The 20,122-nt window shown below is 54.5% G+C and carries 21 protein-coding genes and 1 pseudogene; 11 read left to right on the top strand and 11 right to left on the bottom strand.

Annotated elements, in window-relative coordinates; all coding sequences use genetic code 11:
* Positions 1-3: 3 nt before the first annotated feature.
* Both dppD and UF64_RS05060 read left to right on the top strand, forming a co-directional pair.
* Positions 4-1,005, top strand: a complete 1,002-nt coding sequence (gene dppD, locus UF64_RS05065; protein ID WP_044827550.1) for a dipeptide ABC transporter ATP-binding protein — start codon at positions 4-6, stop codon at positions 1,003-1,005.
* Positions 1,005-2,000 (top strand): peptide ABC transporter ATP-binding protein, encoded by a 996-nt coding sequence (locus UF64_RS05060; protein WP_044827549.1) that lies wholly within the window; start codon positions 1,005-1,007, stop codon positions 1,998-2,000. Before dppD ends, UF64_RS05060 begins: the two co-directional genes overlap by 1 nt.
* 115 nt (positions 2,001-2,115) lie before the next feature.
* Here UF64_RS05060 and UF64_RS05055 read toward each other — a convergent pair whose 3' ends face one another.
* From UF64_RS05055 to UF64_RS05040, 4 genes are all read right to left on the bottom strand, one after another.
* Entirely contained in the window at positions 2,116-2,763 is a 648-nt protein-coding gene (locus tag UF64_RS05055) for a LysE family translocator (protein ID WP_044827548.1), read from the bottom strand.
* A gap of 82 nt (positions 2,764-2,845) precedes the next feature.
* On the bottom strand, positions 2,846-3,349 hold the full coding sequence (locus tag UF64_RS05050; RefSeq protein WP_044827547.1) for a cupin domain-containing protein: 504 nt from the start codon (positions 3,347-3,349) through the stop codon (positions 2,846-2,848).
* Positions 3,350-3,449: 100 nt separating this feature from the next.
* Complete coding sequence (locus UF64_RS05045) at positions 3,450-3,965, bottom strand: copper chaperone PCu(A)C (RefSeq protein WP_044827546.1); 516 nt, start codon at positions 3,963-3,965, stop codon at positions 3,450-3,452.
* Between the two features lie 75 nt (positions 3,966-4,040).
* Positions 4,041-4,514 carry a DUF2946 family protein gene (locus UF64_RS05040; protein WP_044827545.1) on the bottom strand — a complete coding sequence of 158 codons (474 nt, stop codon included), beginning with the start codon at positions 4,512-4,514 and terminating at the stop codon, positions 4,041-4,043.
* A 116-nt stretch (positions 4,515-4,630) separates the two neighbouring features.
* Between UF64_RS05040 and UF64_RS05035 the strand changes: the two genes are divergently transcribed.
* Positions 4,631-5,131: a DUF2867 domain-containing protein gene (locus UF64_RS05035; RefSeq protein WP_044827544.1), complete on the top strand. Its 501-nt coding sequence runs from the start codon at positions 4,631-4,633 to the stop codon at positions 5,129-5,131.
* Positions 5,132-5,188: 57 nt separating this feature from the next.
* Here the strand turns inward: UF64_RS05035 and fumC are convergent, their stop codons facing one another.
* Both fumC and UF64_RS05025 read right to left on the bottom strand, forming a co-directional pair.
* On the bottom strand, positions 5,189-6,580 hold the full coding sequence (gene fumC, locus UF64_RS05030) for a class II fumarate hydratase (protein WP_255353084.1): 1,392 nt from the start codon (positions 6,578-6,580) through the stop codon (positions 5,189-5,191).
* Positions 6,581-6,733: 153 nt separating this feature from the next.
* Positions 6,734-7,579 (bottom strand): DeoR/GlpR family DNA-binding transcription regulator, encoded by an 846-nt coding sequence (locus UF64_RS05025; RefSeq protein ID WP_044827543.1) that lies wholly within the window; start codon positions 7,577-7,579, stop codon positions 6,734-6,736.
* A 228-nt stretch (positions 7,580-7,807) separates the two neighbouring features.
* On the opposite strand from UF64_RS05025, the gene phnD reads away from it, so the two are divergent.
* The 5 genes from phnD to glpD all read left to right on the top strand — a co-directional run bounded on the left by phnD (position 7,808) and on the right by glpD (position 12,757).
* Complete coding sequence (gene phnD / locus UF64_RS05020) at positions 7,808-8,734, top strand: phosphate/phosphite/phosphonate ABC transporter substrate-binding protein (RefSeq protein ID WP_235284969.1); 927 nt, start codon at positions 7,808-7,810, stop codon at positions 8,732-8,734.
* Positions 8,735-8,816: 82 nt separating this feature from the next.
* On the top strand, positions 8,817-9,614 hold the full coding sequence (gene phnC / locus UF64_RS05015; protein WP_044827542.1) for a phosphonate ABC transporter ATP-binding protein: 798 nt from the start codon (positions 8,817-8,819) through the stop codon (positions 9,612-9,614).
* Positions 9,611-10,417, top strand: a complete 807-nt coding sequence (phnE, locus tag UF64_RS05010; RefSeq protein WP_044827541.1) for a phosphonate ABC transporter, permease protein PhnE — start codon at positions 9,611-9,613, stop codon at positions 10,415-10,417. The genes phnC and phnE (UF64_RS05010) overlap by 4 nt, the downstream gene beginning before the upstream one ends.
* Positions 10,411-11,235, top strand: coding sequence for a phosphonate ABC transporter, permease protein PhnE (phnE, locus tag UF64_RS05005; RefSeq protein WP_044827540.1), 825 nt, complete (start codon positions 10,411-10,413; stop codon positions 11,233-11,235). Before phnE (UF64_RS05010) ends, phnE (UF64_RS05005) begins: the two co-directional genes overlap by 7 nt.
* A 1-nt stretch (position 11,236) precedes the next feature.
* The gene (glpD, locus tag UF64_RS05000) at positions 11,237-12,757 is read left to right on the top strand and encodes a glycerol-3-phosphate dehydrogenase (RefSeq protein WP_044827539.1); all 1,521 of its coding nucleotides are present in this window, start codon (positions 11,237-11,239) and stop codon (positions 12,755-12,757) included.
* A gap of 138 nt (positions 12,758-12,895) precedes the next feature.
* Here glpD and UF64_RS04995 read toward each other — a convergent pair whose 3' ends face one another.
* From UF64_RS04995 to UF64_RS04975, 5 genes are all read right to left on the bottom strand, one after another.
* Positions 12,896-13,219 (bottom strand): NIPSNAP family protein, encoded by a 324-nt coding sequence (locus UF64_RS04995; protein ID WP_044827538.1) that lies wholly within the window; start codon positions 13,217-13,219, stop codon positions 12,896-12,898.
* Between the two features lie 27 nt (positions 13,220-13,246).
* Positions 13,247-13,747, bottom strand: coding sequence for a TRAP transporter small permease (locus UF64_RS04990; RefSeq protein WP_044827537.1), 501 nt, complete (start codon positions 13,745-13,747; stop codon positions 13,247-13,249).
* Positions 13,747-15,039, bottom strand: a complete 1,293-nt coding sequence (locus tag UF64_RS04985) for a TRAP transporter large permease (RefSeq protein ID WP_044827536.1) — start codon at positions 15,037-15,039, stop codon at positions 13,747-13,749. The genes UF64_RS04990 and UF64_RS04985 overlap by 1 nt, the downstream gene beginning before the upstream one ends.
* A 108-nt stretch (positions 15,040-15,147) precedes the next feature.
* The gene (locus UF64_RS04980) at positions 15,148-16,134 is read right to left on the bottom strand and encodes a TRAP transporter substrate-binding protein (protein WP_044827535.1); all 987 of its coding nucleotides are present in this window, start codon (positions 16,132-16,134) and stop codon (positions 15,148-15,150) included.
* Between the two features lie 123 nt (positions 16,135-16,257).
* The gene (locus UF64_RS04975) at positions 16,258-17,226 is read right to left on the bottom strand and encodes an NAD(P)-dependent oxidoreductase (RefSeq protein WP_044827534.1); all 969 of its coding nucleotides are present in this window, start codon (positions 17,224-17,226) and stop codon (positions 16,258-16,260) included.
* Positions 17,227-17,365: 139 nt separating this feature from the next.
* Here UF64_RS04975 and UF64_RS04970 point away from each other — a divergent pair, with 139 nt between their 5' ends.
* From UF64_RS04970 to UF64_RS04960, 3 genes and pseudogenes are all read left to right on the top strand, one after another.
* Positions 17,366-18,100, top strand: coding sequence for a FadR/GntR family transcriptional regulator (locus UF64_RS04970; RefSeq protein WP_152630608.1), 735 nt, complete (start codon positions 17,366-17,368; stop codon positions 18,098-18,100).
* A gap of 80 nt (positions 18,101-18,180) precedes the next feature.
* A complete protein-coding gene (locus UF64_RS04965) occupies positions 18,181-19,824 on the top strand; it encodes a thiamine pyrophosphate-binding protein (RefSeq protein WP_369792939.1) in 1,644 nt (547 codons plus the stop codon).
* Between the two features lie 48 nt (positions 19,825-19,872).
* A pseudogene (locus tag UF64_RS04960) lies at positions 19,873-20,122 on the top strand (aldehyde dehydrogenase family protein); the annotation flags it as partial.

The raw sequence follows: 20,122 nt of genomic DNA, 5'->3' as shown, positions 1-20,122 counted from the left end.
GTCATGGCTCTTCTCGAAGTAAAAAACCTGACAGTCGAGTTCGGCTCCGAAGACAAGCCGTTTCGCGCTGTTGACTCTGTTAGCTATTCCGTTGATCGCGGCGAAGTCCTTGGCATCGTCGGTGAATCGGGTTCGGGCAAGTCGGTGTCATCACTTGCCGTGATGGGCCTGATCGATTTTCCCGGTCGTGTTTCGGCAGATTCCCTGACCTTTGATGGTCAGGATCTGCTTACCATGCCTGCCAAGCGTCGCCGTGAAATCACCGGTAAAGACATCGCCATGATCTTCCAGGATCCGATGTCGGCCCTTAATCCGTGCTTCACGGTCGAAGCCCAGATCATGGAAGCCCTTAAGGTCCATGAGGGCGGAAACAAGAAGCAGCGTCGCGAACGCACGCTTGAACTTCTCAACCAGGTCGGCATTCCCGATCCGAAGTCACGCATGACCGCCTATCCGCATCAGCTTTCCGGCGGCATGAGCCAGCGTATCGTCATTGCCATGGCGATTGCCTGCAAACCGCGCCTGCTGATTGCCGATGAACCGACCACGGCCCTTGATGTCACCATTCAGGCCCAGATCATCGACCTGCTGCTGAAGCTTCAGGAAGACAGCGACATGGGCCTGATCCTGATCACCCATGATCTGGCACTGGTGTCCGAAGCCGCCAACCGCATTCAGGTCATGTATGCCGGTCAGCTGTTTGAAAGTGGCCCGGCCGACAGCATCTTTGCCGCACCGCGCCATCCCTATACCCAGGCGCTGCTCGAAGCGCTGCCGGAACGATCCGAAGGCCATGACAGGCTTCGGACCATTCCGGGTGTTGTTCCCGGTCAGTATGACCGCCCGGCGGGTTGCCTGTTGGCACCGCGTTGCCGTTATGCCAATGAAAGCTGCGTCAAAGCGCGCCCGGAAGTTTCCGACTTCAATGGCCGCGATGTGCGTTGCTTCTATCCGCTAAATGATCAGGGCCAGCCGACTGGCATGGCCACCGGGGAGACTGTGTAATGAGTTTTCTGGATGCCAAACCCGGTGTTCCGCTTCTGGAATCCGATGATCTTGTCCGTCACTACGAAGTTAATCGTGGCCTGGGTAAACCCAATGCCACGGTCAAGGCACTTGATGGCGTTTCCTTTTCGCTCGAAGCGCAAAAGACCCTTGCGGTTGTTGGTGAATCAGGCTGCGGCAAGTCGACGCTTGGGCGTCAGCTGACTCTGATTGAAAAGCCGACCTCTGGCGCGCTGAAACTGAACGGCACCGAAGTTGGTCACCTGTCGGACAAGGAAGCCAAGCAGTTCCGCCGCACGGTCCAGATGATTTTTCAGAACCCCTATGGTTCGCTGAACCCGCGTAAAAAGGTCGGTCAGATCCTGGCTGAGCCGGTTCTTCTGAACATGGATAATCTTGGCCGCAAGGAACGTGAAGAACGCGTGCGTGCGACCATGGCAAAGGTTGGCCTGCGCCCGGAATTCTATCAGCGCTATCCGCACATGTTTTCCGGTGGTCAGCGTCAGCGTATCGCCATTGCGCGCGCCCTGATCCTTGAGCCGAAAGTCATCGTCGCGGACGAACCGGTTTCTGCCCTTGATGTATCGGTTCAGGCACAGGTTCTGAACCTGATGATGGACCTGCAGGAAGAGATGAATGTCGCCTATGTTTTCATCTCGCATGATCTTTCTGTCGTCAGACATATTGCAGATGACGTCATGGTGATGTATCTCGGTCGCGTCGCTGAAAAGGGACCGACTGAAGAGATCTTTGCCAAGCCGCTGCATCCTTACACACGGGCGCTTCTGGCATCGGCACCAAAGATCGATCCGACACAACGTGTGAAGGCAGAACCGCTGACCGGCGAATTGCCATCACCGATCAACCCGCCATCGGGCTGTGCGTTCCATAAACGCTGCCCGTTCGCGACCGAAGAATGCGCAAAAGTTCGCCCGGAACTGCGCAATTTCGAGGGCCGCGAAGTGGCGTGTCATCGGGTCGAAGAAATCGCCTGACAACAGGCGATCGCCCGGAGGGCCTAACAGGTTTTCCAGGTAGACAAGGGAGCAAGGGGGCGCGCTTTGAAAAAAGCTGCGCCCCTGCGCATTTCTAAATGGTTGTTTGCGGACCCTAGGCCGCTGTGCGCGACCGGTCGGTCAGGGCCAGCAATACACCGGCTCCCACCAGAAGCGTTCCCGAAATACGGTTGAGAATACGCATATGGCGGGCCGATTTGATCAGCCCTTTGACCTGCCCACCCAATAGGCCATAGCCCAGCAAAACGCTAACTTCCATGGTGATAAAGGTCACGCCCATGATCAGGAATTGCTGGCCATAGGCCTCCGCCGGATCAAGGAACTGCGGGAAAAACGCCGTAAAAATCAGGATGGCCTTCGGGTTGCCTATCGCTGTCAGAAACTCGGTCTTGGCGAGTTTGAAGGGCCCCGGATTAACCATCAGGGCTGCCTGGCCCAGATCACCGGTATCCTCATTGACCTTGGCGAACCAGCTTTTGATGCCAAGCCACACCAGATAGACCGCCCCACCCCATTTGATGATCAGGAAGGCGGTTTCACTGGCCGCCAGAACCACGCCAAGCCCGGCTGCAGTCACGGCAATCATAAGCACAAACGCCACGACACGGCCGATACCGCCCACCGCTGCAGACGACACGCCATAGCGCGCGCCATTAAAGATCGCGAGAAGGTTATTCGGGCCGGGTGCCATCGCCAACGCGATTGCCGCCCCGGCAAACAGAAGCCAGGTATCGAACTGCATGGGGCAAATCCTGTATTTCGTGGTAGCGCAAGAATTGGCATTGCCAGCCCCTGGTTGGCATCACGATGATATCGCCCGAAATTCAGTAACGCGTCAATGCCGTAATCATTTCGCATGCCGCCGGCCACTTTGCCTTAAGGGCGGCACGTTTCCCCATCGAGAAATCGGCAAAATCAAAGCCCGGTGCCACGGTACATCCCAAAAGTGCAAACTTGCCACCGGGTTTAAGACGCGCACCCTGCCAGACGTTTTTGGGCACGACCATCTGCGGCTTTTGCCCCGCCAGCAGGTCCTTGCCAATTTCCACCTTCCGATGCGTGCCATCTTCAAACAACTGAAGCTGTTCGACAGCATCGCCGATGTAGTGATGGAAAACCTCGTCACTGGTCAGGATATGCATGCCCGAAAAGGTATCAGGCGTCAGAAGGTAATAGATCGCGGTCCCCGTGCTGCGCACACCAAGATACCGGTTGCCGGGATTACAGGTTTCAAACGCCCGGAAAGTCTCGGCGTAGTAGCCGCCCTCCGGGTGCGGTTGCAGGCCAAGCTTGGCGATCAAATCGTCAATGGTGATGTCGTCTGACATGATGGGCTCCCTGTAACCAAGTATCTCGTTTAGGCCATCATGACGAAAAAAGGGGGACGGCGCAAACCATCCCCCTTTGGATATTCCCAAACAGCAAATCCTAGTTGCTGTTCATTTGCATCTTGTTCTGCTTTTGGCCATGGCCCATGCCGTGCCCCATGCCCGCACCGCCGTTCGGGCCCATGGACATGGTATTAAGGACATCAATGGTTACCGGAACGTCGCCAGCCTTTTCGAATTCAAGGGTGATGTCGATTTTCTGGCCTTCCTCAAGCGCCTTGTTCAGACCAATGAACATGACGTGATAGCTGCCCGGTTTGAAATGAACGCTGCCGTGCATCGGCACTTCGACGCCGCCCTGCACTTCACGCATCTTCATGACATTGTTTTCCATGATATGCGTGTGCAGTTCGGTGCGCTCGGCAATGTTACTGTGGGCTGCAACGACGCGGTCTGCCGCACCATGATTGACGATATCAAAAAAGGCAGCGCCATTGCGCACCATGCCCTTGGATGCCTTGGCCCAGGCATCCTTGACTTCGATATTAGCGGCAAAGGCATTGGTAACGATGAACAGCGACGCAACGGTCGCAACAATTGCAAAAAGCTTTTTCATGATATTCCATCCATTTTGCAGCCTGCATCTGCAGGTCTGAGATTTCAGTAATTGTGTTTTGATCAGTCTGTGAAATCAGATGGAAACCGGGGGTGCCCGGGAATGGCGAATACGCAGAACGTCATTGCCCGTGGCAAAAACGGTTGCCTTGGCGTAGCTGACGTCATGGGTAATCGGCTTGGGCGCGTTATAAGGCAGGGCAATCGCTGCCATCGCGCCATGATGGTTGGCACATAGCGGGCAAAACGCGTGGGCCGGCATTTCATCCGTCGCATCGGATGATCCCGATGTGACCACACCTTCAAGCGTATCAACCGATACCACCTTGATGCCCGCAGGCGTACAAATCAGAAGATATTCACCACCCGGTGCGATTTCGGCCGCCGACGCGGTTGAAATGCCGCTTGACTGTCCGCTCAGCAATGCCGGAACCAGTCCGGATTGGGTGACGCCTGCAAACAGGACAACAAACGCCACCAGCCATGTCTGAACGACACGGCGAAGTGAAAGCCCGCCTGCCCGGCGGTTATGGCGCTTGTGCGTAATCATAGGTTGGATATGCCCGATTTAAACCATGGCTGCAATGACATTGATCATTGCATTCGACCTATTTCGCATTAACTTCAACGCGAATTCCACCATGCGGAAATGAGCGCAAAGACCTAATGAAAAACCACGCGACCGCGCAAAATGTGCTGCTTCCGCACCCGGCCCTGCCCGATGCCGATTGGGGAGATGCCTTTGCCATCACAGTCAATGAACCGGATCTCACGGCAAGCAAGGCCGCACGGCATATCATCAATTCTGCACCGGCCTGGTATCATCGCCTGCTAGCGCTGCGTAACATTCTGGTCAAGCCGTTCGGCCTTAAAACCGAAGCAAAGGCAATGGATGGTGATACGATGGAAGCTGATACACTGGGTGCCATCGGCGTCTTTCCGGTCATCAGCGAAACCGGCAACACCGTCATCGTCGGGCTTGATGACCTTCATCTGAATTTCCGCATCGTATTTGAGACGGAAACCCTTGATAGCGATCGCACTCGCGTGCGCTGCATGACGCTTGTTCGGCGCAACAATGCGCTGGGAAGGGCATATCTTGCGGTGGTCATGCCATTTCACAATTGCATTGTGCCCGCGATGCTAAACGCGGCATACACGCGCTAACCCAAAAGGCCGGGCAATCATACCCGGCCTTTGTTCATGGTTGCTCAGATCAGCGCGTCAGATCATGTCGCGTGCCTGAACCAATTCATCGAAGCGATCGCCATCAAGGAAGCCAAGGACGATGCAAGCTTCTTTCAGGCTGCTGCGTTCCTTGTGCGCCTTTTTGGCGACCGCAGCGGCGTTGTCGTAACCGATATGCGGTGCCAGAGCGGTCACCAGCATCAGGCTTTGTTCGACATAGTGATCGATTTTTTCCTGATCGGCTTCAAGCCCGGCAATGCAGTTATCAGCAAAGCTGACAGCCGCATCAGAAATCAGGCGCACCGATTGCAGCAGGTTATAAATAATCACCGGCTTGAAGACATTAAGGTCAAGATGCCCGTTTGATCCGCCAACCGTGACGGCAACATGATTGCCCATCACCTGCGCGCAGACCATGGTCAATGCCTCTGCCTGGGTCGGGTTGACCTTGCCCGGCATGATTGATGATCCCGGCTCATTGGCCGGCAGGACGAGTTCGCCCAGACCACAACGCGGCCCGGAACCCAGCAGGCGAATATCGTTGCCGATCTTCATCAGCGACGCCGCCAGCACATTCATCACCCCCGACATCTCAACGCAGGCATCATGCGCGGCAAGCGCCTCGAACTTGTTTTCAGCGGTTTGAAACTCAAGACCGGTGATTTTCGAGACCTGCTTAGCGAATTCAACATCAAAGCCATCAGGCGCATTCAAACCGGTGCCAAGGGCAGTGCCACCCTGTGCCAGCTTGCGAAGGCGCTTAAGCGCATCTTCGATCCGATCAAGGCCAAGTGCGATTTGCGCAGCATAGCCAGAAAACTCTTGCCCAAGTGTCAAGGGAACCGCGTCCTGCATGTGGGTACGGCCGATTTTGACGATATCGCCAAATGCCTCGACCTTGGCATCAAGCGTTGCGCGCAGATGCTTAAGGGCTGGCTTCAGCTTTTCCTCGATCTCGACCACGGCAGCGATATGCATGGCGGCCGGGAAGCTGTCATTAGATGACTGGCCACGATTGACGTGATCGTTGGGATGCACCGGTTCGCGCTTGCCCATCGGCTTGCCAAGGATCTCGCACGCCCGGTTGGCGATCACTTCGTTGGTATTCATGTTGGTCTGGGTGCCCGATCCGGTTTGCCAGACAACCAGCGGGAAATGATCAAGAAGCTTGCCCTCGGCCACTTCGGTGGCGGCAGCTTCAATCGCCTTGGCCAATTCGGGATCAAGATTATCTAGGGCGGCATTGGCGCGTGCAGCAGCCAGTTTCTGAACCCCGAACGCCTTGATCAGGGCATCAGGCATGCGTTCGCCACCAATGCGGAAATTCTGTCTGGATCGCTGGGTTTGCGCCCCCCAATACCGGTCTCCGGGCACATCAATTTCGCCCATGGTGTCCTGTTCGGTACGGGTGGTCACTGGATTGGTCACGATCAAAATCCTCCGTGTCAGAAACAATACTGACCGGGGCGGGAACCCGGCATACAACACAATAACGCGCTGCGACGGGGAATATGGTTTGGAATCAGGGGGAACGCAAACTCAATTGCGAACAAATCTTATTTTCAACAATTCGCTGGTGCGTTAACCCGCACACTGCCTGTCATCGCGCCATGCCAAAAGCCGTATGCCGGCCCGTTCAAGCTGGGATGCGAATTCCGGTTCCGGCTGACGGTCTGTGATAATGCCGGTCAGCATTTCAAGCGGGGCGACATTTTCCAGATAGCGTTGATCAAACTTCGTATGATCGACCATCAGCCATGTTTCGTCCGAGCGTTCCATCATCGCGCGCTTGACCGCAACCGCGCGCCGGTTGACGTCGCTAAAGCCCTGCCGGGAAATGCCCGATGCACCGATAAAGGCGATATTGGCGTGGAACCGGCGCAGATATTCAATGGTGTCATTGCCATAGACCGCATTCTCGCGCCGATCAAACTGCCCCGGACACATCAGGACATCGTCATGATCGGCAAGCTCGGCCATACCATGTACCACCGCATAGCAATTGGTCAGAAAGGTGCGCGGCAGTTTCGTTGTACGGGCCGCCAGAAACGGCGCAATCTGTGCCACGGTTGATCCGGCATCGATCATCGCAACATCACCGGACCGCACCATATCAGCCGCCAGCATGCCAATCCGTTCAAATCCGGCGACAGCAGAAAGCTGGCGTTCAGCCAGATCGGGCTGATGGCCCATCGGGCGCGCGGATGCGCCACCAAATTCACGTTTGATCAATCCATCACTGCTCAGCGCATCCAGATCGCGACGGATGGTTTCAGTTGCAACATCGAATCGTTCTGCAAGTGTGGCAACTCTCACATGAGGGTGGACTTGTAACTCTTGCAAAATACGTTGCTGGCGCTCTTTTTTTCCCAAACGCAAAGCCACATCCCCCTCAATTATGGCCGGTTTTGTGCCGAAGACAGCCATCTTAGCAACACTGACTGAAACCTTTTGTTACAGTTTTGTGTTGATTTTCCAACTTTTTCAAATTCATAATGTTGGTTAAAGCAACAATAAAAACAACAAAACCACACTCAAAACGGCGGAAAACCGTCAGTCACAGGGAAGAAAGGTTCGAAAACAGTGTTTTCATATCCGAAAAAAACCGACAGTTTAAAACTCACCACCCTCCTTGCCGCAATCGGCATGGTCGGCATGGCATCCACCCCGGCCGCTGCAGCAGATGACTGCATCGCGCGCGGCGATCTTGACCCGATGTATTGCGACATGGACGGCGATCTGGTTGCCGACGCACCGGCAGCCGACCAGTTGGTCGACCCGGACACCCTTGTCTTTGCCTACACCCCGGTTGAAGATCCGGCGGTTTATGCCGATATCTGGGATCCGTTCCTGCAGCATCTCGAAAAAGTAACTGGCAAGGACGTTCACTTCTTTGCTGTTCAGTCGAACTCGGCAGAAGTTGAAGCGATGCGTTCAGGTCGCCTGCACGTTGCCGGCTTCTCGACCGGCCCGACCCCGTTTGCCGTGAACCTTGCCGGTGCGGTTCCGTTCGCCCTGATGGGTGCGGATGACGGTCGTTTTGGTTACACCCTGCAGCTTTACACCCGCGTTGATAGCGGCATTAACACCCCTGCGGACCTCAAAGGCAAACGCGTTGCCCACACCTCGCCGACTTCGAACTCGGGCAACCTTGCACCGCGTGCACTGCTTCCGGGTCAGGGCATCGTTCCGGAACAGGATTACGAAGTTGTCTATTCAGGTTCGCACGACCAGTCGATCCTCGGCGTTGTTGCCGGTGACTATGACGCAGCCCCGGTTGCCTCCGAAGTTGTCGAACGTATGGCCCAGCGTGATCTGTATGATCCGAACGAAGTTAAAATCATCTATGAAAGCAAGCCTTTCCCGACCACTTCGTTCAACTATGCCTACAACCTGAAGCCGGAACTGATCGAAAAGATCAAGGAAGCCTTCTTTACCTTTGACATGAAGGGCACCGCCCTTGGTGAAGAATTCAAGGGTGTGTCGAAGTTCCTGCCGGTCACCTATCAGGACGACTGGGCTGTTATCCGTGAAATTCAGGCCGCAAACGGCGTGAAATACACCCCGGACAACCTGAAGTAATTTCTGACTTTCCAATCGATCCGAACTTTGCAGGGCCTGCCTTGGCAGGCCCTGTGCCACCCATTTTATTCGGGGTAACGCAATGCTGCGTATCAAAGAACTTGTAAAACGCTATGGCGACGAAAAGGCAGTGTTGAAGAACCTGAACCTTGAAGTGCCGGGCGAGAGTGTTGTTTCCATCATCGGTGCGTCGGGCGCGGGTAAAAGTACCCTGCTGCGCTGTATCAACCGTCTGGTGGAACCGTCTTCGGGCTCCATCGAACTCAATGGCACTGAACTGACCAAACTTGAAGGCAAGGCGCTGCGTCTGGCACGTCGCCGCATCGGCATGGTGTTTCAGGGCTTCAACCTGATTGACCGCCTGACGGTCATGGAAAATGTCCAGTCGGGCCGTCTGGGCTATCTTCCGGCGTGGCGCGCCGTGACGCGCAAATATCCGCAGGAAGATATCGACCGCGCCTTCCACCTGATGGAACGCGTTGGCATCGCCCATTATGCCGACAAACGCGCCGATGAACTTTCCGGCGGTGAACGCCAGCGTGTTGGTGTGGTGCGCGCCCTGATGCAGGAACCTGAAATCCTGCTGGCCGATGAACCGACCGCATCGCTTGATCCGAAAACATCGCGTCAGATCATGGAACTGCTGCGCGCGCTCGCATCCGAGCTGCACCTGCCGGTTCTGATCAACATCCACAACGTCAACGAAGCCAAAGAATACACCCAGCGTATCGTTGGCATGCGCTTTGGCCGCATCATTTTCGACGGAGAACCCGTTGATCTGAACAATGACGCGATGGATGAAATTTATGCCGGCGTCCCGGCTGAAGAACGTGGCGGCGCCGAAAGCAACAACCACCTGCGCGAGGTCGCCGCACGATGAGCAGCACCGTTCAATCAACGGGCCGCACATGGAAGAAGCCCCCCTTTATAGCCAACCCTGTGTTGCGCTGGGGTCTTCTGATTGCTGTGTTTGCCTATGTCTGGTGGGCCATAACAACCCTGCCATTCGACTGGGATCGCATCCAGGACGGTGTGCCGCGCGCGATCCGTATCTTCAAGGGCGCCTTCCCGCCGAGCTTCATCCGTGGTGAGTTGCTGTTTGACGGCTTTATGGAAAGCATCAAGATCGCCATCGTCTCGACCCTGCTGGGTCTGGCGCTGAGCGTTCCGATTGCCTTTGCATCCGCCTCAAACATCGCGCCCAAATGGCTTTATACCATCGGGCGTGGCGTCATCATCGTTGCCCGTTCCTTCCATCCGGTCATTGTCGCCATCCTGTTTGTCAAAGCTGTCGGCTTTGGCCCGCTGGCTGGCATTCTGACGCTTACGGTCTATTCCATCGGTTTCGTTGCCAAAATGCTGGCCGAACGGATCGAGGAAATCGACTGGGGCCAGGTCGAGGCGATCCGTGCTGCCGGCGGGGCGACGTTTGTCACCCTTCTCTATGCCGTGATCCCGCAGATCATGCCCCGTCAGATCGGTCTTTCGATCTATCAGCTTGATAGTAACCTGCGCGCATCTGCCATTGTTGGCATCGTTGGTGCGGGCGGTATCGGATCGACCCTTCTTAATGCCTTTGGGCGTTATGACTATGACTTTGCGCTGGCGATTACCCTTTGCATCATAGGTGTGATCCTTGTCAGCGAGGCCATCAGCGGCCGGATCAGGAGGAACCTATGGTAGCCACTACCCAACCTACCGGACCGGAAGCAATCGCCCATCGCGAATGGTCCCGCTACACCACCAAGGAACGCTGGCGGCGTTACGGCCTGACCGCACTGGTCGCGTTGGCTGTTGTCTGGTCGCTTTCGACCATCAACATCATCTGGCCGTGGCTTTGGGACGCCCCCGAACAGATGGGCGATCTGTTTGCCCGCATGTTCCCGCCATCCCTTGAAGGCTGGCAGGAAATCGGCTGGACGCTGCTTGAAACGGTTAATATAGCAACGATCGCGACCTTCTTTGCCGTGTTCCTGTCCCTGCCGATTGCCTTGATCGCAGCACAGAACACCACGCCGAACCGCTTCACGCTGTGGCTTGGCCGTTTCATTCTGGTGTCGTCGCGTTCGGTCAACACCATCATCTGGGCGCTGCTGTTTGTTGCCGTGTTCGGACCGGGTGTTCTGGCCGGTATCCTTGCGATCATTTTCAGATCACTTGGCTTCCTTGGCAAATTGCTGGGCGAGGCGATCGAGGAAATCGACCGTGCCCCGATTGAGGCCCTTGAATCTGTTGGCGCATCGCGCTTCAAGATTCTGGTCTATGGCGTCATTCCGCAAGTCATGCCGACCTTCTTTGCCGTCTCCATTCTGCGCTGGGACATCAACCTGCGTGAAAGTACGGTTCTGGGTCTGGTTGGTGCAGGCGGTATCGGTATCATCCTTCAAGGGGCGATTGATACCTTTGCCTGGCAGACGGTTGCCACCATCCTTCTTGCAATCATTGGTCTGGTCATTGTCGGTGAAGCCATTTCAGCTTACCTGCGCAAAAAGGTGATCTGACGTGACCAAAACATACGACCTTCTTGTCGTAGGCGGCGGCATCAACGGGGCAGGTATTGCCCGTGATGCCGCCGGTCGCGGTCTTTCTGTTCTTTTGGTCGAACAGCGTGACCTGGCCTCGGCAACGTCTTCCTCCTCGACCAAACTCATCCATGGCGGCCTTCGATATCTTGAACATTACGAGTTCCGACTGGTGCGTGAAGCGCTTCAGGAACGCGAAGTTCTGTTGGCCGCCGCCCCGCATATCATCTGGCCTTTGACGTTCGTCCTGCCCCATCACAAGGGGTTGCGTCCGAAATGGATGCTGCGGGCCGGATTGTTCCTCTATGACCATCTGGCGAAACGCAGACGCCTGCCGGGATCACGTGCCGTTTCGTTTAAGGACACGCCGGAAGGCGAACCGCTCAAAGCCGACTTTGCCGGCGGTTTTTCCTATTCCGATTGCTGGGTCGATGATGCCAGGCTTGTGGTTCTGAATGCTCAGGATGCACAGGCACGTGGTGCTGAAATCCGCACGCAGACCAAATGTGCATCGCTGGTGCGTCATCATGATCACTGGAATGCGGAACTGGTCGGTGCGGATGGCACGCCGCAATCTGTCCGCGCCAAGGCCGTGGTCAATGCCGCGGGTCCTTGGGTGACTGAGATGGTCGAGAATGCCGGACTTGGCCAAAAGTCCGCCGGTCTTCGACTGGTCAAGGGCAGCCACATCGTGGTGCCGCGCATTCACGACCATGATCATTGCTATATCTTCCAGAATGGCGACGGCCGCATTGCCTTTGCCATCCCCTATCAGCAGGACTACACCTTGATCGGGACCACCGATGTTGCCTATACCGGCGATCCGGCACAGGTCAAAATCAGCGATCAGGAAGTCGACTATCTGCTGGATCTGGTGAATGGCTATCTCGCCAAACCGCTTGGCCGCAAGGACGTGGTTTGGGACTATTCCGGTGTGCGTCCGCTTTATGACGACAAGAACGCCAATGCGTCCGCAGTCACCCGTGATTACGTCTTTGATCTTGATACGGGGGATAGTGGAAACGCCGCCCCGATACTGTCGATCTATGGCGGCAAGATCACGACCTATCGCAGGCTGGCTGAACATGCGATGCAAAAGCTGGCTCCGGTTCTGGGCAGCGACGCCAAGGATTGGACAGCCAATGCGGTTCTGCCCGGCGGCGACATGCAAGATGGCAACTTTGACGCCTTCCTTGCCAAGGTCCAGGCGACCTATGATTGGTTACCCAACGCATTGCTGCGTCGCCTTGTGCGCAGCTATGGCACGGCAATCCGTCAGATCATCGGTACGGCGGTGTCACTTGGTGATTTGGGCTCGGAAGTCGCCCCGAACCTGTATGAAGCTGAACTCCACTACCTGATGGCCAATGAATGGGCCCGCAACGCAGATGATGTTCTGTGGCGCAGGACCAAGCTTGGCATCAGGATGCAGCCTGATCAGGTCGAAGCCATCGAAAAATGGTTTGCCGCCCAAACCCGGCTTGATCGGGCTGCACAGTAATCTTCGGGAACCCGTATCCCGTTGCAAAGAAAAAGAGCAGTACCGCCAATAGGCATTGCCCCGAAAACGAAAATTGCGCGCGATACAATCTCTGTGTCGCGCGCAATTTTTTGAAGGTTTATCGTTCTCCGCTCAACCCTATTTGAGAGCAGAGAAGAAAGGAGTAGGTGTCAGAATTTTGTTTACTTGGCTGACAAGGTAGCCAGCTTCAGCTGACTTCTTGAGATATTCCTGCCATTCCGGATCGGCTTTAAGGTTTGCACGCTTTTCGGCACGATCTGCAGCACTGTCATATTGCCAGATATGCACATAAGAATTCACATCACCGGTTTCGGTGGCAGCATAAACTGCCGGATCGCCAAGATGTTTTTTCTGAATCTGCCAGCCCTCGGCTTCATAGAGCTTGAGGTGTTTACCGATGGTACCGGGACGGCAGGTATAAGTGCGATGGTCGTAAATCATGTTCAGATTCCCTGACTTTGTTGAGGACTAGATGTCGTCGATGGTTTCAATTTCGGCGGCGTGCCGAGGTGAATGTCTGAAAAGATCAATGATGGCGTATAGCAACATGATCGCTGCGCTGACCGGAATGCAGACATAGAGGACTGCAACCGGAAAACCGATAATCGGGGTTAAGGCACTGCTGCGTTCTGTCAGGTTCCAGCCTTCGACAAAGAGGAACCCCAAAAACAGGATATTGATTACAGAAATCAGTGCAGTGTGGATCCGACGCTTTGCCCATGGCAGCGCGTAATAAAGCCAATCAATTCGGAAATGCTGGTTTTCGCGCCAGAGCTCGGCAGCACCAAAGAAAACCATCCATGCGAAGCACAGCTCGATGATTTCGTCGTACCAGCCCATCGAAAACCAGCCCGTCACGCGCGAAACCACGTTCGCACCAAGGATAAACATCAAGATGACAAGGCACGAAATCGCGATAAACCGCAGCAGGACGCCAATGATTTGATCAAGTCGGTAGAGGGTTTGCATTACCGGCCTCCCCCCATTACGAATTCAGGCAGCCAGGTAGACACTTGAGGAATGCAGATCACCAGGAGCAAGACCACAAAGATACCAATCAGGTAAGGCCACAATTCGCGGATCAGCGCGCCCACCGGAACCTTTGTGACACTCGAGATTGCAAACAGCACCATACCGACTGGCGGAGTGAGGAGCCCGATCATCGAGCACATGATCATGATCACGCCAAACTGAACCGGATCAACGCCGATTGCCGCCATGACAGGCATAAAGATCGGAACCGTAATTACGATGACAGCGATGCCCTCAAGGAACATTCCAAGGACGAGCAGGATCAAAACAATCAACGACATGATTACAGCGGGATTGTCTGAAATTGCGAGAAGTCCCGTAATGACACTGTTGGGCACGCGTTGATGGATCAACAGCCACCCAAAGAAGCCAGCAGCAGCAATCACAAACAGCACACGAATGGTGTGAAGAAGCGTATCCCAGAGGATAGCCGGCAGCGACGAAAGTGAAATTTCGCGATAGACCACGAGGCCAAGGAAGGCCGCATAGAAGCTCGCCGTAACACCGGCTTCAGTGGGCGTAAAAATGCCGGTCAGAATGCCCGCAATGATAATGAACGGTGTGCCTAGTGGAAGTAGCGCACCTTTAAGCGACACCCATAGCTCATGATAGCTTGCGCGCATTTCGCGCGGAAACTTGCGAATTACAGCAACAACATAGACAGCCGCCATCAAGGCACCCGCCATGAGAAGGCCTGGCACAACCCCCGCCAGGAACAGCTTAACAACCGATATCCCGGTGAGACTTGCGAAAATCACGAATGGGATACTGGGGGGAAATACAGGACCGATGGTCGAGGACGCGGCAGTAATCGCAGCGGAAAACCGCTCGTCATAGCCGCGATCGCGCATGGCTTTGAATTCGACCTGCCCCAAACCAGCCGCATCTGCCACAGCAGCACCTGACATGCCTGAAAAAATAAGACTGGCGACAACGTTAACCTGGCCAAGCCCGCCTCTGATATGCCCAACAAGAGCCGCAGCAAATCGGAAAATGCGCTCTGTTACGCCACCTGTATTCATCAGATTACCGGCCAGAATAAAGAACGGGATGGCAAGAAGTGTAAATGAAGTTGTCGACGAATACATGCGTTGCGGCAACATGGTCAGAATTGCCGGTTCGCCCAGCGCGAGATAGGTGCCAACGGCAGTAACGCCCAATGCAATTGCAATCGGAACGCCAAGAACGATCAGCCCCACAAGTGCGCACAGAACAATCAGTGCAAGCATGGTCACAGACTTTCAGAAAATGTATTTCGAAGAGAGGTGAGAGAGGGAAAAAAACATTGCTCCCTCTCTCTGAAAAAGGTCACACGTCCGCTCTTTGCGGTTTCGTGCTTATTTCCCGATAAAGCTGAGAAACTTCTTCATGTTCTCTTCGCCGGAATATTCGCTGACGCGCTCATATGCCGGACCCATTTGAGCCTTGAATTTCTCGAGGTCGGGTTCGGTAACCTGAACACCGGCTTCCTTGATTTTGGCAAGCTCGTCAGCTTCTTGCTCCTGCACCAACTCACGCATGAGGTTGCCCGCAGAAATGCTCTCTTCGCGGACGATCGTTTGCTCATCCGGTGTCAGGGAATCCCATTTGCTTTTGTTCATCACGTGGACCATGGAATTGTAGACGTGACGCGTAAGGGCAAGGTTTTCCTGAAGTTCGTACATCTTGTAGTGATAGATGACACCGATCGGGTTTTCCTGACCATCAACCACGCCTGCTGTAAGTGCGCCAGGTAACTCGGGGAAGGCAATCTGGGTGGTCTGCGCTCCGGCCGCCTCAAGTGCTGCGACGATCTGCAACTCTGGCGGGGTCCGGAGTTTCAGGCCCGCAAGATCTTCCGGGCTGTTGATCGGGCGAACCGAGTTGGTCACGTTGCGGAAACCGTATTCCCAGTTCGACAGCATCACCAAACCTTGTTCCTCAAGCTTCGGCGCCGCCCAATCCATGAATGGACCATCAAGAACTTCGTGCGCCTGCTCATAGCTGCCAAACGCAAACGGTGTCATCACCGTGCCAAAAGCTTTTTCATATTTGTCGAGCGCACCCTGTGTCGGCAGGTTCATGTCAATGATGCCAAGAACAGTCTGCTCAAGCTGTTCGGGCGGCGATCCGAGTTCGTTGGCCGGATACAATTCGACAACAACATCGCCATTGGTTCGTGCTTCGACGCGTTCCTTGAACTGCTTTGCTGCGATATGTCCCGGATGCGTTTCCGCAGCAAAGTGGGACAGTCGCAGTGCCGTCTCTGCGTTTGCTGATGACACGGTCATCATTGCTGACGTTGATACAAGGGTTGCGCAGACAGACAGTGCTGCCTTTGTCATTTTAAAGTTTTTCAAGATGTTTCCTCCGTTGGAATGAAGACGTGTTGTCCACGTTTGTTTTTGTTAGGGGGCAAAACGCCCCCGCCATAGATTTCGGGATGTATGCTCTTGCCCCTTGAGGGGTCAGGATTCTTTGGGGAAAGCGGCTTCTACGCCTGAAAGCTGTTCATATGCTTTGATAACGGCTGTGCATCCTTCCTGGCCAAAGCCCATGATTGATGCCAGCGAGTACGTCTGATGGACCGAACTTGCCATGAAGCCCGGGAGGCCGGCTTTTTCCAGCCAGCGTACATAATAGCCAACGTCTTTTTCAGCCCACTCCAGCGCCATATAAGGCGTAAAGTCTCGTTCGAGAGTTTTGCGACCATAAAGGTCCATCATGCCGCTTTTGCCACCAGCTGCAGAGATGATGTCGATGACCTTGGTCATATCGAGCCCTTCCTTTGCAGCAAGGGCGAAGCCCTCACAGAAAGAAGCTACGTTTGCAAAGGCAATGAAATTGTGGATGAGCTTCAAACGAATGGCGTGCCCGCTTGGACCGACATGGAAAATGTTCTCAGCGTAGGTATCAAATAGCGGTCTCAGATCTTCCAGAAGTTCGGAGTCACCGCCATAGAGGACATTTACACATCCTTGTTCCGCATGGATCGGAGTGCGAGTCATCGGAGCTTCGCAATAACGAACACCGATTTTCTTGCAAGCCGCGCTCATAATATCTACGTGATCAGGACTGGTCGTCGTGTGATCAAGCAGTATCTGCCCCGGCTTCATATCCTGGAGGCAACCGCTTTCAGTATCAATTGTCAGCTTCTGAACATCTTCTGCCTTACCGATGCAAAATGCCAGAACGTCACAGTCACGTGCCATCTCTCGAACAGAGTTCGCGACAACTGCACCCCGGCTTTTTGCAAGATCAACTTTCTCTTGATCAAGATCGAGGACGTGAACCTTTACGCCCTTGAGCAGCATGTTCTTAACAAGGCCACTGCCCATTCCACCCAAACCAACAAAGCCAACGGTTTTTTCAAACGCCACGTTTTCCTCCATTTTCCGTGTTTGCCGCTGCTTTTCGATCACAGGGCTTTTATTCATTAAAAATCGACATAGCATGTCTCCATGTTGTCTGACAACCTGTTTTTATGTTGACAAAATAAATGCTACCCATGCATAAGGTCGCAACATTAAGATCAGTGAGAGCTGATTGTTATTCACCAACCAAAGGGCAATTTCGGTGGACTCTTTTACGCGACTAAGCAGACGTCCAAGTCTGGCCGATGACGTTTCGCAGAAGCTTTCCCGTATGATTCTCGAAGGTGACCTCGCCGCTGGCGAACAGTTACCGACGGAGCAAAGTCTTGCAGAAAGTTTTGGAGTGGCGCGCACTGTAGTTCGCGAAGCTGTTTCACGCCTGAAACATGACGGGCTGGTTGACTCACGCCAAGGTGTTGGCGCATTTGTTGCGGAACCAAGTGCGCGAAGCGCGTTTCGCATTAGCCCCGCCTGCTTCGAAAAACGGCAGAAACTTCTTGAAATCCTTCAGCTTCGGACTGGCATTACCTCCGAAGCAGCCGGACTTGCCGCCCTTCACCGGTCAGACGCGGATATAGGTTTCATGGAGAAATCCTACCGAAACATGGAAAGTTCCCTGCTGGCTGGCGACGAAGGTACAGAAAAGCACCTTCTGGCGGAACGCGCCTTTTATCAGCGGATCGCCGAGGCGTCAGGCAATCAGTACATCAAAGAATTCCTTTCGATGCTTGATACCCGCATCGACATGGAATTGCGCTCCGTCGCGATCAAGAATGCCCGTGTGACAGAATGGAGCTCGGAAGTCCTTTCAGAACACATGGCGGTTCTTGAAGCTATTCGACGACAGGATGAAAATGCAGCATCGCAAGCTGTGCGATACCATTACACACTTGCTGCGCAGCGTCTTGCGGATCGTGCTGATCTCGCAGACACATAACTAGTTGGGGCACGCAGCCCCACACCAAACCAATCAGAAACAGTCTAGTGGAGGCACCGATGCAATGCACGGGAGGTCAAGTGATCGCTAATGTCTTGGTTCAACAAGGCGTTGATCGAATTTTTGGTGTACCAGGGGAGAGTTTCCTTGCCGTTCTTGACGCGTTGGTCGATACGCCAGAAATCGAATTTGTTGCGACCAAACATGAAGGTGCAGCCTCTTTCATGGCTGATGCTGATGGCAAGCTGACAGGACGCCCCGGAATTGTCCTGGTCACGCGGGGGCCCGGCGCATCAAACGCTTATGCCGGAGTCCATGTTGCGTATCAGGATTCCACCCCGTTGATCATGATGGTTGGACTAATCAGCCGTGACGACGAAGAGCGTGAGGCTTTTCAGGAATTTGATCTCAAGGCGATCTTTGGCACACAAACCAAATGGACCGCTGTCATTGATAATGCCGCGCGGATTCCAGAACTTCTGACACGGGCATTTCAGGTTGCCACTTCGGGGCGCCCGGGACCGGTCGTCCTTGGCCTGCCAGAGGATATGTTACGCGACATCGTCGATGTTGATCAGCTTCCGGCACGAGTTACTCCTGTTCAGGCTGCACCGGCTGCGGCACAGCTTGAGAAGATCAAAGATCTCCTCACTACCGCAAAATCACCGCTGATTATTGCCGGTGGAGAAACCTGGGATGAACAGGCATGTTCAGATTTAGCAGAGTTTTCCGAGGCGTGGAACTTGCCTGTAACGTGCAGTTTCCGTAGCCAGGACCGTATGTCGGCGCTTCATTCGTCTTATATCGGTGACGCAGGCCTCGGGATTAATCCGGCACTGGCAAAACGCATACGTGAAGCTGACCTTCTTCTGGTTCTAGGTGCCCGTCTCGGCGATTGCACGACATCTGGCTATACCTTGCTTGATGTTCCCGTCCCCAAACAGAAAATCATTCATATCCATCCCGATGCAGACGAGATTGGACGGGTTTATGCCCCGGCGCTCGGCATCTGCGGCGGCATGAAAAACATGCTTTCTGCGCTGACTACTTTGGATGCACCGACAAGAAAACCGGTCTGGTCCGATTGGACGCAGGCGGCGAGAAGCGATTACCTCTCATGGTCGACGCCAAATCCGACATCGCATGGCCCGGTTAACCTCGCTGCTGTGATCAAACACTTGAATGAAAACCTGCCGGAAAACGCCATTCTGACGAATGGCGCAGGCAACTACACCGTCTGGGTACACCGCTTCTACCAGCATCGCCGCTTCAGAACCCAAGTAGCTCCGACATCGGGAACGATGGGATATGGTCTGCCCGCTGCGATTGCAGCGAGCCTACGTCACCCAGACCGTCTGAGTATTTGCTTTGCTGGTGACGGGTGCTTCCAAATGACCCTGCAGGAACTGGCAACCGCCCAACAGTTTGGTGCTCGCGTCATTGTTATTCTGTGCAACAACGGCATGTACGGCACTATCCGTATGCATCAGGAAAAGAACTACCCCGGACGTGTCAGCGGCACAGACATTGTAAATCCTGATTTTGTAAAACTTGCCGAGGCATACGGACTTGCAACTGCCCGGGTCGAAAGCACGGATCAGTTCGGACCGGCATTTGATGCCATTGCCGCTTCTGGAAAATCTGCCGTGATCGAGGTGATCACCGATCCTGAAGACCTGACTCCCAAATTTTCCTTGTCCGAGTTACGTGCGAGCGCTCAGTAAAATCGACTTTGCTTCTCACCTCACCACCCACTGAAAAAGAGAAACATCATGCCTTATAGCCTGACAGGAAAACATCTGATTGCTGGCGAATGGGTCGCTGGCGAGACGACCTTCCAGTCCGAACCGGCCCACGGCCCGGCCAATACCTTCCCGGTTGGAACGCCGGCCCTCGTTGATCAGGCCGCCAAGGCGGCTGAGGAAGCCTTCTGGACCTTTGGCTATTCCACCCGCGAAGAACGCGCGAAATTCATCAACACCATTGCCGATGAAATCGATGCACGCGGCGATGAAATCACCG

The organism is Thalassospira sp. HJ, from assembly GCF_000948415.1.
In the GTDB taxonomy this organism is placed as follows: Bacteria; Pseudomonadota; Alphaproteobacteria; order Rhodospirillales; family Thalassospiraceae; genus Thalassospira.
This window is presented reverse-complemented; position numbering and strand designations above follow the sequence as displayed.

Excerpts from the sequence above, each read along its gene's own strand:
- dppD (WP_044827550.1), top strand. The coding sequence starts at position 4 with ATGGCTCTTCTCGAAGTAAAAAACCTGACAGTCGAGTTCGGCTCCGAA.
- UF64_RS05060 (WP_044827549.1), top strand. The coding sequence starts at position 1,005 with ATGAGTTTTCTGGATGCCAAACCCGGTGTTCCGCTTCTGGAATCCGAT.
- UF64_RS05055 (WP_044827548.1), bottom strand. The coding sequence starts at position 2,763 with ATGCAGTTCGATACCTGGCTTCTGTTTGCCGGGGCGGCAATCGCGTTG.
- UF64_RS05050 (WP_044827547.1), bottom strand. The coding sequence starts at position 3,349 with ATGTCAGACGACATCACCATTGACGATTTGATCGCCAAGCTTGGCCTG.
- UF64_RS05045 (WP_044827546.1), bottom strand. The coding sequence starts at position 3,965 with ATGAAAAAGCTTTTTGCAATTGTTGCGACCGTTGCGTCGCTGTTCATC.
- UF64_RS05040 (WP_044827545.1), bottom strand. The coding sequence starts at position 4,514 with ATGATTACGCACAAGCGCCATAACCGCCGGGCAGGCGGGCTTTCACTT.
- UF64_RS05035 (WP_044827544.1), top strand. The coding sequence starts at position 4,631 with ATGAAAAACCACGCGACCGCGCAAAATGTGCTGCTTCCGCACCCGGCC.
- UF64_RS05025 (WP_044827543.1), bottom strand. The coding sequence starts at position 7,579 with ATGGCTGTCTTCGGCACAAAACCGGCCATAATTGAGGGGGATGTGGCT.
- phnD (WP_235284969.1), top strand. The coding sequence starts at position 7,808 with ATGGCATCCACCCCGGCCGCTGCAGCAGATGACTGCATCGCGCGCGGC.
- phnC (WP_044827542.1), top strand. The coding sequence starts at position 8,817 with ATGCTGCGTATCAAAGAACTTGTAAAACGCTATGGCGACGAAAAGGCA.
- phnE (WP_044827541.1), top strand. The coding sequence starts at position 9,611 with ATGAGCAGCACCGTTCAATCAACGGGCCGCACATGGAAGAAGCCCCCC.
- phnE (WP_044827540.1), top strand. The coding sequence starts at position 10,411 with ATGGTAGCCACTACCCAACCTACCGGACCGGAAGCAATCGCCCATCGC.
- UF64_RS04995 (WP_044827538.1), bottom strand. The coding sequence starts at position 13,219 with ATGATTTACGACCATCGCACTTATACCTGCCGTCCCGGTACCATCGGT.
- UF64_RS04990 (WP_044827537.1), bottom strand. The coding sequence starts at position 13,747 with ATGCAAACCCTCTACCGACTTGATCAAATCATTGGCGTCCTGCTGCGG.
- UF64_RS04985 (WP_044827536.1), bottom strand. The coding sequence starts at position 15,039 with ATGCTTGCACTGATTGTTCTGTGCGCACTTGTGGGGCTGATCGTTCTT.
- UF64_RS04980 (WP_044827535.1), bottom strand. The coding sequence starts at position 16,134 with ATGACAAAGGCAGCACTGTCTGTCTGCGCAACCCTTGTATCAACGTCA.
- UF64_RS04975 (WP_044827534.1), bottom strand. The coding sequence starts at position 17,226 with ATGAATAAAAGCCCTGTGATCGAAAAGCAGCGGCAAACACGGAAAATG.